This is a genomic window from Bittarella massiliensis (ex Durand et al. 2017) (assembly GCF_017566145.1).
GTDB classification, from domain to species: Bacteria; Bacillota; Clostridia; order Oscillospirales; family Ruminococcaceae; genus Bittarella; species Bittarella massiliensis_A.
The window spans coordinates 216,100-229,359 of the sequence record NZ_JABFCL010000003.1; the positions used below are offsets into that span (position 1 = coordinate 216,100).

The 13,260-nt window shown below is 64.2% G+C and carries 14 protein-coding genes; 8 read left to right on the top strand and 6 right to left on the bottom strand.

Annotated features, from left to right (window positions below):
* Position 1: 1 nt before the first annotated feature.
* The 4 genes from HJY11_RS05370 to HJY11_RS05385 all read right to left on the bottom strand — a co-directional run bounded on the left by HJY11_RS05370 (position 2) and on the right by HJY11_RS05385 (position 4,800).
* On the bottom strand, positions 2-250 hold the full coding sequence (locus tag HJY11_RS05370) for a YdbC family protein (protein ID WP_208074964.1): 249 nt from the start codon (positions 248-250) through the stop codon (positions 2-4).
* Positions 251-473: 223 nt separating this feature from the next.
* On the bottom strand, positions 474-632 hold the full coding sequence (locus tag HJY11_RS05375) for a hypothetical protein (RefSeq protein ID WP_208074965.1): 159 nt from the start codon (positions 630-632) through the stop codon (positions 474-476).
* Positions 619-4,506, bottom strand: a complete 3,888-nt coding sequence (locus HJY11_RS05380) for a hypothetical protein (protein WP_208074966.1) — start codon at positions 4,504-4,506, stop codon at positions 619-621. Before HJY11_RS05380 ends, HJY11_RS05375 begins: the two co-directional genes overlap by 14 nt.
* Positions 4,507-4,629: 123 nt before the next feature.
* A complete protein-coding gene (locus HJY11_RS05385) occupies positions 4,630-4,800 on the bottom strand; it encodes a hypothetical protein (protein WP_208074967.1) in 171 nt (56 codons plus the stop codon).
* A 309-nt stretch (positions 4,801-5,109) separates the two neighbouring features.
* Between HJY11_RS05385 and HJY11_RS05390 the strand changes: the two genes are divergently transcribed.
* The 3 genes from HJY11_RS05390 (at position 5,110) to HJY11_RS05400 (ending at position 9,027) form a co-directional block, all read left to right on the top strand.
* On the top strand, positions 5,110-6,309 hold the full coding sequence (locus HJY11_RS05390) for an RNA polymerase sigma factor (RefSeq protein WP_208074968.1): 1,200 nt from the start codon (positions 5,110-5,112) through the stop codon (positions 6,307-6,309).
* A 478-nt stretch (positions 6,310-6,787) separates the two neighbouring features.
* On the top strand, positions 6,788-7,369 hold the full coding sequence (locus HJY11_RS05395) for a helix-turn-helix domain-containing protein (protein WP_208074969.1): 582 nt from the start codon (positions 6,788-6,790) through the stop codon (positions 7,367-7,369).
* Between the two features lie 5 nt (positions 7,370-7,374).
* Positions 7,375-9,027: an AMP-binding protein gene (locus tag HJY11_RS05400; RefSeq protein ID WP_208074970.1), complete on the top strand. Its 1,653-nt coding sequence runs from the start codon at positions 7,375-7,377 to the stop codon at positions 9,025-9,027.
* A gap of 74 nt (positions 9,028-9,101) precedes the next feature.
* Here the strand turns inward: HJY11_RS05400 and HJY11_RS05405 are convergent, their stop codons facing one another.
* Both HJY11_RS05405 and HJY11_RS05410 read right to left on the bottom strand, forming a co-directional pair.
* Entirely contained in the window at positions 9,102-10,481 is a 1,380-nt protein-coding gene (locus tag HJY11_RS05405; protein WP_208074971.1) for an alanine/glycine:cation symporter family protein, read from the bottom strand.
* 380 nt (positions 10,482-10,861) lie between these two features.
* Positions 10,862-11,032 (bottom strand): hypothetical protein, encoded by a 171-nt coding sequence (locus HJY11_RS05410; protein ID WP_208074972.1) that lies wholly within the window; start codon positions 11,030-11,032, stop codon positions 10,862-10,864.
* Positions 11,033-11,113: 81 nt separating this feature from the next.
* On the opposite strand from HJY11_RS05410, the gene HJY11_RS05415 reads away from it, so the two are divergent.
* From HJY11_RS05415 to HJY11_RS05435, 5 genes are all read left to right on the top strand, one after another.
* Positions 11,114-11,503 carry a hypothetical protein gene (locus tag HJY11_RS05415; RefSeq protein ID WP_208074973.1) on the top strand — a complete coding sequence of 130 codons (390 nt, stop codon included), beginning with the start codon at positions 11,114-11,116 and terminating at the stop codon, positions 11,501-11,503.
* A 155-nt stretch (positions 11,504-11,658) separates the two neighbouring features.
* Positions 11,659-11,985, top strand: a complete 327-nt coding sequence (locus HJY11_RS05420) for a hypothetical protein (protein WP_208074974.1) — start codon at positions 11,659-11,661, stop codon at positions 11,983-11,985.
* 70 nt (positions 11,986-12,055) lie between these two features.
* Positions 12,056-12,661: a major tail protein gene (locus HJY11_RS05425; RefSeq protein WP_208074975.1), complete on the top strand. Its 606-nt coding sequence runs from the start codon at positions 12,056-12,058 to the stop codon at positions 12,659-12,661.
* A gap of 12 nt (positions 12,662-12,673) precedes the next feature.
* Positions 12,674-13,063 carry a hypothetical protein gene (locus HJY11_RS05430; RefSeq protein WP_208074976.1) on the top strand — a complete coding sequence of 130 codons (390 nt, stop codon included), beginning with the start codon at positions 12,674-12,676 and terminating at the stop codon, positions 13,061-13,063.
* 29 nt (positions 13,064-13,092) lie between these two features.
* Positions 13,093-13,236: a hypothetical protein gene (locus tag HJY11_RS05435; protein WP_021660962.1), complete on the top strand. Its 144-nt coding sequence runs from the start codon at positions 13,093-13,095 to the stop codon at positions 13,234-13,236.
* Positions 13,237-13,260 lie beyond the last annotated feature (24 nt).

Consider the following 13,260-nt stretch of genomic DNA (forward strand, 5'->3'; position numbering starts at 1 on the left):
GTTAGAGGGCGGGCTCGTCGTCCGGGGCCTCGATCTCCATCTCCATCAGCAGCTCTTTGAGGGAGTAGAGCTCCTCCTTGGTGATGGTGACGCCCTTGCCCATCTTGCTGTGGTCGGGGGACCACTCGCGGATGTCGTACTTGGGCTCCCGCTCGTTCCAGCTGATGAGGTTGAGCTCCTTGGTCCAGCCCTTGGCGTTTTCAGAGAGAACGCCGATCATGTCCACGATTTCGTATTTGAATTCTGCCAATTGAAATACCTCCTGAAAGTCGGCGGGCGCTCTTCGCCCGGCCGCTGTGTTTTCGCTGGCGCTGCGCCGGGGCGGGGCTACCGCGCTTCCCGGGCGCATCCATTTGTATATCATAACACACTCCCGCCGGCAAAAAAAGCGGGGATAAAAATTTTTGTGAAAACGCCATCAAGGGCCGGTTCCCATCATCTGGGAACCGGCCCTTGCGAAAGGTGATGAAGGGTCAGCGCCGGGCCCGGCGGGCCAGCGCCCGCCCGCCGATGAGGAGGACGGCGGCCAGCGCCAGCAGGGCGCACCAGTCCAGGGGGCAGCGGGCAAAGAGGGCCAGCACCGCCCCGGCGGCCAACAGCAGGGCCAGCACCAGGCTGTCAAAGAGATACACGGTCGTCTTCCTCCTCTCGGTCCAGGCGGCGGCAGCGCACCGCGACATAGAGGGCGGCCAGCAGGGCCAGTCCCAGAATCAGCCAGTGCAGCGAGCAGCCGCGGCTGTCCGCCCAGCCGCTGTCGCCGGTGTAGGGGCCGCTGCCGGACCCCTGGCCGGAAATGTTTTTGCCGCCGTCGGGGTCGGGCACCACGCCGGTGTTGGCGGCCCCCTTCTCCTTTAGGGTATAGGTAAAGAGAAGGGCGGCGGAGTTGCCGTACTCGTCGGTGACGGTATAGGTGATGAGACAGGAGCCCTCGCGGTCGGTGGCAAAGCCCTGGGGGGTGATGTCGGCCCCGTCTTGGGAGATCGCAATGGTCTCCCGCAGCCGGTGGGAGGAGCCGGGGGCGATTTGGTATTGCCCCCGCAGCCAGTCCAGGGCTTCCTGGGCGGAGAGGGAGCCGCCGAAGGCCGGGGGATAGCTCACCTGCTCGGTGATCCCGTCCCGGTAGGTGCGGTGGACGGTGGCGTTGGGGTCGGTGACCTCCTCGGGGGTGGGCAGGGGGCGCTCCGGGTCGGCAGGGGTGATGACCGGGGGCGCAAAGTGCTCTGCGTATTCATAGGTCAGTTCCAGGGTGGTGGAGTTGCCCATTTCGTCGGTGACGGTGTAGGTCCCCGTGCAGGAGCCGGGCCGGGTGGAGGGCAGACCCGCTGTGCTCATGGAGAAGGAGACCTCCCCCGGGCCGAAGGCGTAGCGCTCCTCGATGATCTCCCGCAGCTTTTCGGGGGTGAGGAGGCCGCCGAACTGGGGCGGGTCGGTGATGGGGACAACGATCCTGTCCCGATAGGTGTGGTGGACGGAACCGTCTCTGTCCACCGTCTCCTCCGGGCCCAGGGGCGGGTTTTCGGGGTCGATGGGGGTGATGAGCGGGGGCTCCACCCGCTCTTTGAAGATGTAAGTCAATTCCAGGGTGGTGGAGTTGCCGTCCCGATCGGTGACGGTGTAGGTGATGAGGCAGGAGCCGGGGACGGCGGAGGAGATCTCCACCACCGGGTCGCCTTCCTGCTCCATGGAGAGGGCATGGCCGGTGAGGGAGGCGCTGCCGGCGGCAAAATCGTAGTGGTCGCGGATGTAGCCCAGGGCGTCGCCGATGGTAAAGTGGCCGCCGTAGGCGGGAGGGTCGCTGATGAGTTCCACCACCGTGTCGGTGTAGCGGTGGTGAACGGTGTTGTCCGGGTTCACCGTCTCCTGGGGCCCTTCGGGCGGGTTTTCGGGATCGGCCGGGACAACGGCCGGCGGATCGGGCTTTTCGATGTAGGTATAGGTCAGGAGGAGGGTGGTGGTGTTGCCCTGGCTGTCAGCGACGATGTAGGCTCCCAGACAGGAGCCGGGGGTAGAGGAGTCCAGCCCGGTGGCGGCGATGTCCGCCCCGTTTTGGGTCATGGCAAAGGAGACGTCGCCGGGGCCAAAGGTGTAGCGGCTCTCCACGATTTCCTTCAGTTTCTCCGCCGAGAGGGAGCCGCCGAATTCCGGCGGGTCGGCGATGATCTTGACGATCTGGTCCCGGTAGGTCTGGTGGACCAGGCCGTTTTTGTCCACCTCTTCCTCCGGCTCGGGGAGGGGGTGCGCCGGGTCGGCCGGGTCGACGGCCGGGGGCTCGGTGCGCGCTTTAAAGGCATAGGTGAGTTCCAGGGCGGCGGTGTTGCCGTCCCGGTCGGTCACGGTGTAGGTGATGAGACAGGAGCCGGGGGCGGAGGAGGAAAGCCCGGTGGCGGCGATGTCCGCCCCGCCCCGGGTCATGGTCATGGCCTCGGTGAGGGCGTCGCCGGTTTGGGCGGCGAAGGCGTAGTGGCCCTTGATGTAGGCCAGGGCGTCGGCCGCGGTGAAGGTCCCGCCGTAGGCCGGCGGGTCGGATATGAGCTCTGTCACCGCGTCGGTGTAGCGGTGGTGGACCCGGTTCTCGGCGTCTATCTCCTCGCTGGGGGCGGGGAGGATCTCCTCCGGGTCGGCGGGGGTGACGGTGGGGGGCAGGGGCTTTTCAATGAAGGAGAAGGTCAGGTTGAGGGTGGAGGTGTTGCCGTCCTGATCGGTTACGGTATAGACCGCCTGGCAGGAGCCGGGGGTGGAGGAGGAAAGCCCGGTGGCGGCGATGTCCGTCCCGTTTTGGGTCATGGAGACCAGCTCCCCGCTGACCGAGCCGGCGTAGGGGGCGAACTGGTAGCGGCTTTCGATGATGGCCTGCAAGTCGCCGGCGGTGAGGGCGCCGCCGTAGGCTGGCGGGTCGGAGAGAATCTCGGTGATGGCGTCTTGGTACACCGCGTGGACCAGGCCGCTTTGGTCGGTGGTATTTGTGGGCCCCTGGGGGCTGTGGTGGTGGGGATTTTCGACGCCGATCTCCGGTGGGTCGTTGACGGTGACCGGGAGGGTGGCGTCCGAGACGTTCCCCGCCGCGTCCACCGCCCGGTAGACCCCGTTTTTGGTGGGGGTGACGCTCTGGCTGGGGCTGCCGTTGCCGTTTGTGAGGACAAAGGTGTTGGCCGCCGACCAACCCCCGGTGGCCGGGTCCTGCCGCTCCAGCTTCCACACCCCCGAGAGGCTGTCCCCCAGCGCCAGGCTCTTCCCCGCCCCGGCGGCCAGGGTGGGGGCGGTGGTGTCCACCTTGATGGTGTCGTTGACCACGGTAGAGATGGCCCCGTTCTGGCTGTTTTGTGCCTGGTAGGTCACGGCGGTGCCGTCGGTCTCGCCGGCGTACTGCTTGGTGGGGTTGCCGGCGGTGAGGGTGGCGTCCACCGCGTTCCCCTTTTTCACATTGAACTGGTCGAAGGTGCCCTCGTGGAAGGTCAGGTCCACCGGGGTGTTGTTCCAGCCGTTTTCGTTGGCCGGGGTGCGGGTGTAGTGGTAGTCGCTGCCCGGGGTGGGGGCGGGTTGGCCCGGCTCCGGCTGGGCGTCCGGGTCCTGGGGCACCAGCTCCACCGCCGGCACCAATTCGGCCTTAGAGCACCGCCGGGACTGGAAGAAGGTGTCGGCGATGGCCTGGCCCACGGTGACCGCCGCCCCGGTGGGATTGTTGATTTTGGCCTTGTAGGTGATGATGTTGTCCCCCACCCCGGTCATCTTGAAGGGGATGCCGTCGCCAATGATGTCGGTGGTGGAGGGGACAGGGGCCCCGTTGGCGACGATCTGCTGGCCCTCCCGATCGGTGAGGGGGACGATGCCGGCGGTGGGGTAGTCTCTGTCGTTCTGGAGGAGCTTGAGGGTGCAGGGCACCGCCTGGGTGGAGGCCTTGGTGTTGTTGTTTTTCACCTTGGCCTGAACGATGACCGTGTCCCCGTTTTTGGGGGTCTCTCCGGTGGCAAAGGCGGAGCCGTTGGCTTTCAGCAGCTTGGTCTCCACGAATTCCGGGGAGTACCCGGTGTAGGCGGCGGTGGAAAAGACGCCGGACATGGCGCAGCCGGGGATGCGGCCGCCGCCGCCCCAGTGGGCCAGGCCGGACATCCGTACCTGCACGTCTTTCACATCGGCGCCAAAGACCTCGTAGATGTTTTTGGTGAGGGTGGTGCCGTTGTAGTCGAAACTGAGGATATTGGTCTGGGCGTTGTAGCTGAGGCGGAAGGTCTTTAGGCTGCCAAAGTGGGTTTTGTCCACCTGTTTCGACAGAATGCTCACGTAGTTGAGGGCGACCAACCGCTGGATGACGGTGACAGAGGGAGCGGTCTTGCCCTCCTCTTTGCCGGCGGCAAAGGCCAGCAGCGGCTTATTGTCACCGTATACGCCGGCGTGGAGGACCACGTTTCCCAAGCACATGGCGTTTTTGGGGTAGGAATCGGGAAAGGAAATGCTGAACTTGCCGCTCAGCGACCAGTCGGCATCCAGGGAGAGGCGGTGCTTGCTCAAAAAAACGCTGCCAGCCTGGAAGACACCCTCGTTTGTAAAGGTCTTGTCCTCGTCGGTGTTGAGGAGGTAGAAAGTGTTCCCCTTGGGGCCGTACGCTTTGGGATCGTAGCCGGAGCGGTTATCTCAGTTGAAGACATCGGACAGGGAGTTGGTGCCGATGTAGTCGTCGGTGGCCGCCCACCCAACCCCGCTGCCGCCCAGGAGGGGGAATCCCCCCAACAAAATCAGCGCGGACAAAAAGACCGAAATGACGGCGGGGACCCGTTTGGCCGCTGCTTTTCTCGCTTTGCGCACAAAAATCACTCCTTGTCTGCCGCGGTGCTGGCGGCAATATGAATCGTAGCAGCCGGGAAACCCAGCGGGGAAATGGCAACCGGCCCCGGCGGCGGGCGGGGTGATGGGAAAATCTTCCCTGTGTACAAAAGGACACAACACACCGCATCCTGTAAATGTGCGGCGGGAGGAGAAGTGGGTCAACTGTTTTTTTGACCATTTTTGAGGTGGGGAGAAAAACGGAAAAAGCGGCCGAAAGGAGGTGACTGCCGGCGCATTCTATGGTAAACTATTTTGCGAGTATCTACAAGTTTTGGGAGGTGGAAAATTGTGGGGGAACGGCCTTTGAGCCACCAACAGCTGGCGGCGCTGCTGACCCGGGCCCAGGGGGGGAGCGAGGAGGCGTTTGCCCAGCTCTACCGGGCCACCTATCGCGCCCAGTGGACCCAGGCCCGTCTGCTCCTGGGCAGCGACGCCCTGGCCGACGAGGCGGTGCAGGAGAGCTACATTGCCCTCTACCGAAATTTGCAGAGCATTTCTCCCCCGCAGGTGCTGGTGGCCTACCTCAACCGAACCACCTTCTATGTCTGCCAGAACCTGCGCCGGGCGGAGACCCGGCACACCCGGCGCAGCGACGGGGAGGAGCGCCTTGCGGAACTGCCGGATCTTGACCGCTTTGCGCAGCCGGAGGAGCGGCTGGCGGACAGGGAGCGGACCGAGCGGCTGGCGGAGGGGCTGGCCGGGCTGCCCGCGCGGCAGCGGCAGGCGCTGGTGCTGCGCTACTGCCAACAGCTGACGATCCGACAGATCGCCCAGGTGTTGGGGTGTTCGGACAGCACCGTCAAGCGGGAACTGCGGGGGGGCAAAGCGGCACTGCACCGGCTGTTGGGCGGGGTGCTGCCCGTCTTTTTCCCGCTGGGGGCGGCGCTGCGGGCCTCGACGGCCCCCCCGCGCCGGCAGCTGTCCCGCCCGGCAGTGGGCGCCCTGGCGGCGGGAACGGCGGCGGTGGCCCTGGGCCTGGCCGCGCTGCCGGCACCGGCCATCGGGGAGGTGCGCGCAGAGGGGCAAAACGGGGTGGCGCGGGCGGTGGTGTCCGCCCGCGGCGCAAAACAGGTCTGGCTGGCGGCGGCAGACGGGGAGCGGTATCCCCTGGTGGAGGTGGCGGCGGGGCTCTATGAGGGACAGCCGCTGCCCAACGGCAGCTATGTGGCGGTGGCTGCCGGGGCCAATGGGCGGCAGGATCGCCGGGAGTTGACGGTGACCCAGGCCGATGAGCGGCCGCCGGAGATCGTCGAGAGCCGGGGAGAGGGCGGACTGATCGCCCTGCAGCTGGGCGATGAGACCGGGGTGGACTGGGCCGGCTGCTACCTGAAGGGGGCCGACGGCGCGCGGATCGACCCGCTGTGCACCCAGGGGGAGACCGGGTATTTTGACCTGTCTCCCGGCAGTTACCGGGTGCGCGTCTGCGATGTGCTGGGCAACGGGGGCTGGAGCGAGTTGACGGTGAGCGGGCAGGGGGACGGCGGATAAAAAAAGAAATATACCGCCCGCGCCTGCTGTTGACAACCCTGGTGGATTGTGGTATTTTGGGGCTACACCAAAGAGCAAAAAGCCCAGAAGGGGACAGCGGGCCAGACGGAACCTTACAGAGAAGCGCCGGTTGGTGAAAGGCGCGAAGGAAACCGTGTGGAAGGGCCTTGGCCCGGCGGGTAAGACCGCCGCCGATCACCCCGGAGCTGCGCAGTGAAACCCGGACGAGGGGAGTAAGTGTCGCCGGTATCCCACCGTTAGAGGGGAGCGTGTTGTTGGACACGGCTGAGCGGCCCTTTTTAGAGGGCAACTGAGAGTGGTACCGCGGAGCAGCGATGAAAACAGTCGGCTTCGTCTCTCTGAACCGATTCGCCCGAGAGGGCGGGCCGGTCAGGGGGGCGGGGCTTTTTTTCTTGCCTTCACGGCAGGGCCCACGTCCAACAGGGAAACAAAACCAGAGTTAAGGGAGGACATTTCAATGCTGCAAAATGAGATCAGCCAGATCGCCGAGAGACTGCGGGGCCTGCGCCAGATGACCGACACCACCCCCGAGGAGATGGCCCAGGTCACCGACACCGCGGTGGAGGAGTACCTGCGCCTGGAGGAGGGGGAGGGGGACTTTTCCTTCACCTTCCTCTACAACTGCGCCAAGCACCTGGGGGTGGACCTGACCGAACTGATCACCGGCGAGATGCCGAAGCTGTCGTTTTTCACCGTGGTGCGCCGGGGCGAGGGGATGCCCATCCGCCGCCGGGCGGGATTTGAGTACCAGCACCTGGCCTATTTGCTGCGGGGGCGGATGTGCGAGCCCTTTTTGGTCAAGGCTCCCTATCGGAAGGAAGAGCAAAACCAGGAGATCGCCCTCTCACGCCACAAGGGGCAGGAGTTTGACTTTGTGCTCAAGGGGAGCCTGAAGGTGCGCATTGAGGACCACTACACGGTGCTGCACGCGGGGGACTCGATCTACTACGATTCCAGCCATGGGCACGGGATGATCGCCGCCGAGGGCGAGGACTGCGAATTTTTGGCGATGGTCGTGGAAGGGCGTGACGAGAGGTGAGCGAGATGATCTACCAACAATTTACCGAGGAGACGGTGGGCGAGAAGGGGCGGCTGACCGGCATCTCCTTTCACCCGCCGGAACACTTTAACTTTGCCTTTGACGTGATGGACGAACTGGGGCGGACCAAGCCCGACGAGCGGGCCATGGTCTGGCTGTCCGAGCGAATGGAGGAGCGGGTCTTCACCTTTGGAGACTTTAAGCGGGAGTCCTCCCGGGCGGCCCACTACTTTGCCAACATGGGCATTGGCAGGGGGGACGTGGTGATGCTGGTGCTCAAGCGCCACTACCAGTTTTGGTTTGCGGTGCTGGCGCTGCACAAGCTGGGGGCGATCGTCATCCCCGCCACCAACCAGCTGATGAAGAAGGACTTTGTCTACCGCTTCAACGCCGCGCGGGTGAAGGCCATCGTCTGCACCTGCGACGGCACGGTGGCCGACGAGGTGGACCGGGCCATGGAGGAGAGCCCCACGGTGGAATTGAAAATCTGCGTCAACGGGGAGCGGCCGGGCTGGCGGCCCTTTGACGCGGAGTACGGGGCCTTCCCCGGCGCGTTCCCCCGCCCTGCGCCCGAGGACGCGCCGGACAACGAGGACCCGATGCTGATGTTTTTCACCTCCGGCACCACCGGGTACCCGAAGATTGCGGCCCACTCCTTCACCTACCCGCTGGGGCATGTGGTGACCGCCCGCTGGTGGCACAACAACCGGCCGGGGGGGCTGCACTTCACCATCTCCGACACCGGCTGGGGGAAGGCCATGTGGGGGAAACTCTACGGCCAGTGGCTGTGTGAGGACTGCATCTTCACCTACGACTTCGACCGCTTTGACGCCCACAAAATCCTCCCCCTGTTTGCCAAGTACCAGATCACCACCTTCTGCGCGCCGCCCACCATGTACCGCTTCTTTATAAAGGAGGATCTGAGCAGGTACGACCTGTCCTCCCTGGTCTACTCCAACACCGCCGGCGAGGCCCTCAACCCCGAGGTGTTTCGCCAGTGGAAGGCGGCCACCGGCCTGACCTTGATGGAGGGGTTTGGCCAGACCGAGACCACCCTGACGGTGGGCAACCTGCTGGGGGCCGAGCCGCGGATGGGGGCCATGGGCAAGCCCAGCCCCCAGTACGACGTGGACATTGTGGACGAGAACGGCCGCTCCTGCGTGCCCGGCGCGGTGGGGGAGATCGTCATCCGCACCGACAGGGGGAAGCCCTGTGGGATGTTCATCGGCTACTACCTGGACGAGGCCCTGACGAAGGAGGCCTGGCACGACGGGATGTACCACACCGGCGACACCGCCTGGCGGGACGAGGACGGCTACTTCTTCTTTGTGGGGCGCACCGACGACGTGATCAAGTCCTCCGGCTATCGGATCGGGCCGTTTGAGATCGAGAGCGTCATCATGGAGCACCCCTCGGTGCTGGAGTGCGCGGTGACGGCGGCCCCCGACCCGGTGCGGGGCCAGGTGGTGAAGGCCACCATCGTGTTGGCCCGGGGCTACGCCCCCAGCGAGGAGCTGAAAAAGGAGATCCAGCAGTACGTGAAGAAGAACACCGCCCCCTACAAGTACCCGCGGATCGTGGAGTTTGTGGAGGAGCTGCCCAAGACCATCAGCGGCAAGATTCGCCGGGTGGAGCTGCGGCAGGAGGCGGAGCAGTAGGCAACTGCCCAAAAGGCAAAAAAGGAGCCCGAGACCGAAGGCGCGGTCTCGGGCTCCTTTTCTGTTGTGGGGGGTTACCGCCGCCCCTTTTTGGCCTTGGCGAGCAGGGGGGACTGGGCGTAGTCGCGGTAGAGGCGGGAGGCGGAGCCGGAGAGGGCCAGCAGCCCCAGCAGGTTGGGGATGACCATCAGCCCGTTGAAGAGGTCGGCCAGGGACCAGACCAGTTCCAGTTTGAGCAGGGAACCCAGGACGATGAAGCCCACCACCAGCAGGGCGTAGGGGAGGACGGCCTTTTTCCCGAAGAGGTAGATGATGTTTTGTTGGCCGAAAAAGAACCAGCCCACGATGGTGGAGAAGGCGAAGAAGAGCAGGCAGACGGCGATGAAGCCGTTGCCGAACGAACCGAAGGTGGCGGTGAAGGCAGCCTGGGTCAGCTCGATCCCGTCCGCCCCTGAGCCGTACTGCCCGCTGGTGAGGATCACCAGGGCGGTGAGGGTGAGAACCACGAAGGTGTCGATAAAGACCCCCATCATGGCGACGACGCCCTGCTGGCAGGGGTGCTCCACCTGGGCCAGGGCGTGGGCGTGGGGGGTGGAGCCCATGCCGGCCTCGTTGGAGAAGAGGCCCCGGGCCACCCCGTAGCGCATGGCCTTTTGCACCCCGATGCCGCAGGCGCCCCCCAGCACGGCGGCGGGGGAGAAGGCGCCCACGAAGATCTGGCGGAAGGCGTCGCCGATGGAGCCGGCGTGAAGGGCCAGGGCGACGACACAGCCCAGGATGTAGACGATAGCCATGAAGGGGACGATCTTTTCGGTGAGGGAGGCGATGCGGCGGATGCCGCCGATAAAGACAAAGCCGGCCAGCACGGCGATGACAACGCCCACCACCAGTTTGTTGGCGCCAAAGGCGGTGGCGAAGGCCGAGGAGATGGAGTTGGCCTGGACCATGTTCCCCATAAAGCCCAAAGCGAGGATGATGAACACCGAGAAGAGGACGGCCAGCACCCTGCCGAAACGGCCCTTGAAGGCGGCCTTTATGTAGTAGACCGGCCCGCCGATGACCGCGCCGTCCTTTTGGGTGCGGTGCGCCTGCGCCAAGCTGGCCTCGGCAAAGATGGTGGCCATGCCGAAGAAGGCGGAGAGCCACATCCAGAAGATGGCGCCGGGCCCGCCCATGACGATGGCGGTGGCGGCCCCCGCCAGGTTGCCGGTGCCCACCTGGGCGGCCACGGCGGTAGCCAGGGACTGAAAGGAACTCATGCCGTCGGCGCCGGCCTTTTTCCCGCTGAAGCGGATCTTGCCGAAGACCTCTTTACAGCTCTGGCCGAAGCGGCGCACCTGTACAAACCGCAGGCGAAGGGTGAAGTAAATGCCGGCCCCACAGAGCAGAAAGAGGAGGAAGTAGTTCCAGAGATAGTCGTTGGCAACCGATACGAGAGATTCTAAAAATGACATGATAACGCCCCTTTTTTCTTTTGTCACACGTTTGGCAGTATACCAGAGAAAGAGGCGGTTGTCTACAATAAAAATGCAGATGTATTCCACACAAAGACAACTGGGCGTGCTGTCAGCTGGTGAAGGACAGAAGAAAAAAGAAACAAAACGGTAAAAAATAGTTGCAAATTAGAAACAAACGCGGTATACTGTGTTTACAGAGTTGCGAAAAAGAAATGGCAGATGTTGCCCTGATTCGGACAATAACTGCCGGGTGAATGGTCCTACAACTCTCTTTTTAGCACAGAAGTTATCTGCGGACAGGGCAAAGGAAAGAAACAGGTAAAAAGGCGCTGCACCAAGGGAGTAGTGCGCCTTTATCGTTTCTAAAAAGAAACAATCTATTCGGAGACCAGGTTGCCGCGGTAGTGCTCGGCGATCTGCTGCAGTTCACCTAAGGTGGAGACCTGGACGCCCGAGTCGAGGATGATTTTGCGGACGGCGACGGGGAGGGAGTTGAAGTAGGGGGAGAGGGTGGGGTCGTTGAGGTAGAAGTTGGCGTTGGCGGACATGAAAAAACCTCCTTTGGGAAGAATGAGTGATTTGATTTCAGTGTTTCCCAGCGGGGGCAAAGAATACAGGAGGGCGAAAAAATGACAGAGAGAGAATGGCGGGAGCTGCCCCATCTGCAGCGGGAGGTCAAGCTGTTGCAGGGGCAGTTGGAGCGGCTGCGCAGGGCGCAGGAGAGATGGGCGGTGCGGCGGCCGTGCGAGGGGGAGATGGCACAGGAGGAGATCGGCGCTGAGATGCGGGAGCTGGAGCGCCGCCTGCAGGCTGCCGTTCGCGGATACCTGTTGCGGGTGGAAGAGGGCTATGGGTTTTTGGGCGAGGTGGAGGACAGCCAGATGCGGCAGATTTTGAATTTGCGCTACCTCGAGGGGATGAGTTGGCAGCGGGTGGCCTTTGCCATCGGCGAGTACGACGAGCAGTATCCCCGCAAGAAGTGCCGCCGGTTCTGGGCAAAGGAGGAGGGACGCATCTGACGAAAAGGACGGCCGGAGGGCGGTATACTGAAATTGTGAGAGGGGAGGACACTCCCCAGGTGTGGAAAGAACACCGCAGCGAAGCGGCAGGGGAAGGGGCCGGCGGTGCAGGAAAACCAGGGCGGCGAGCCCAGGAGATAAAGGGGGAACAGACGTTGACAAAAGCGGAGATCAAGGCTGTTTTGACCAGCGCGCTGCAGGATGGGGTGGCGCTGTACTGGCAGTTTTCACCCAGCGGCACAGGGCGCTGCCTGGTGTGGGGGGAGACCGGGCCGGCCGGGTCGCCGGCCGCCGACAACCGCCCGGAGGAGCGGGGGATGAAGGGGATGGTGGAACTCTACACCGCCCTGGAGGAAGACCCCCTGTTTGCCGCGGTGGAAGAGGCGCTGCAGGCGGCACAGCTGCCGTTTTACTGGGAGAGCAGCGGCTATGACCGGGACGCGGGGCTGGTCAAGCACCGCTGGCGCTGGCTCAGCCTGTGAGGGCTTTTGAGAGGGTGCAGACCGCCGAGAGAGGCGTTTGCAAATACATTTTTAAAAGGAGCGAATTGAGATGGCGACTATTGGCGTGAGCAAACCGTATTATGCCCTGTATCAGAGTGAGGGCGGCACCGTCAGCTACCAGGGCGGCGGCCTGATGGGCAAGGCGGTGGAACTGTCGGCCAGCATCGAGGCCGGCGAGGAGAACAACCTGTACGCCGACAACATGGTGGTGGAGAGCGACAGCTCGTTTGCCGGCGGCACCCTGACCATTACCACCGACGACCTGCTGCAGGAGGCGAGCAAGGCCCTGCTGGGGCTGAAGACCAACGAGGTGACCGTGGGCGAGGAGAAGGTCACCGAGCTGGTGTACGACGACGAGTCCGTCGCCCCCTATCTGGGGGTGGGGATCATCATCAAGAAGAAGCGGGGCGGCAGCTATGCCTACCGCGCCATCATCTTCACCAAGGTGCAGTTCAAGGTGCCGGAGGACAGCGCCACCACCCAGGGCGAGGCGGTGGAGTGGCAGACCCCGGCCATCGAGGGGGCCATCTTCCGGGACGACAGCGCCACCCACGTCTGGAAGAGGGAGGCCACCCTGGACAGCGAGGAGAAGGCGGAGGCCTACATCAAGCAGGTGCTGCAGATCGCGGCCCCCTCTCCCGAGCCCCAGGCGTAAGGGGGAGAGCCGATGGAGCGATTGTGTTACATTGAGCTGGGCGGCCGACAGTGCCCGCTGAATTTCTCGCTGGGCGCGGTGGAGGAGATCGGCAGGCGCTACGGCAGTCTGGAGGGGATGCAGGAGGCCTTTGCGGCCTTTGACCAGAAGCCGATTCACGAGGCGCTGGGCGACATCCTCTGGATTTTGGCGGTCCTGCTGCGGCAGGGCGCCGAGTACTGCCGGGTGATGGAGGGGAGGGAGGAAGAGCCCTTCACCGAAGAGCAGCTGAAGTGCCTGCTGGGCGCACAGGACGCCGGGCGGATCACAGAGGCCCTGACCGAGGCGATGCAGCTGGGCCAGGGCAGAGAGGTCGAGGTGCAGGCCGACCCAAAAAACGGGGCGGCCGCGCAGGGCCGGTAAGCACTGCGTGGTACTGGTTTTACGGGAGGATGTTGGGGATCCCCCGCCGGGAGCTGTGCGCGATGCCGATGGGGGAGCTGTGCGACTTGATCGCCTGCTGGCAGATCGCCCAAGGGGCAAAGGAGCGGCCGGTGCGGCCGCTGGATGAGGAGATGATCCCCGACCTCCCGTAGGGAAAAGAGAGAAGGGGTGGGCGG

Excerpts from the sequence above, each read along its gene's own strand:
- HJY11_RS05395 (WP_208074969.1), top strand. The coding sequence starts at position 6,788 with ATGCTGCAAAATGAGATCAGCCAGATCGCCGAGAGACTGCGGGGCCTG.
- HJY11_RS05400 (WP_208074970.1), top strand. The coding sequence starts at position 7,375 with ATGATCTACCAACAATTTACCGAGGAGACGGTGGGCGAGAAGGGGCGG.
- HJY11_RS05405 (WP_208074971.1), bottom strand. The coding sequence starts at position 10,481 with ATGTCATTTTTAGAATCTCTCGTATCGGTTGCCAACGACTATCTCTGG.
- HJY11_RS05410 (WP_208074972.1), bottom strand. The coding sequence starts at position 11,032 with ATGTCCGCCAACGCCAACTTCTACCTCAACGACCCCACCCTCTCCCCC.
- HJY11_RS05415 (WP_208074973.1), top strand. The coding sequence starts at position 11,114 with ATGACAGAGAGAGAATGGCGGGAGCTGCCCCATCTGCAGCGGGAGGTC.
- HJY11_RS05425 (WP_208074975.1), top strand. The coding sequence starts at position 12,056 with ATGGCGACTATTGGCGTGAGCAAACCGTATTATGCCCTGTATCAGAGT.
- HJY11_RS05430 (WP_208074976.1), top strand. The coding sequence starts at position 12,674 with ATGGAGCGATTGTGTTACATTGAGCTGGGCGGCCGACAGTGCCCGCTG.
- HJY11_RS05435 (WP_021660962.1), top strand. The coding sequence starts at position 13,093 with ATGTTGGGGATCCCCCGCCGGGAGCTGTGCGCGATGCCGATGGGGGAG.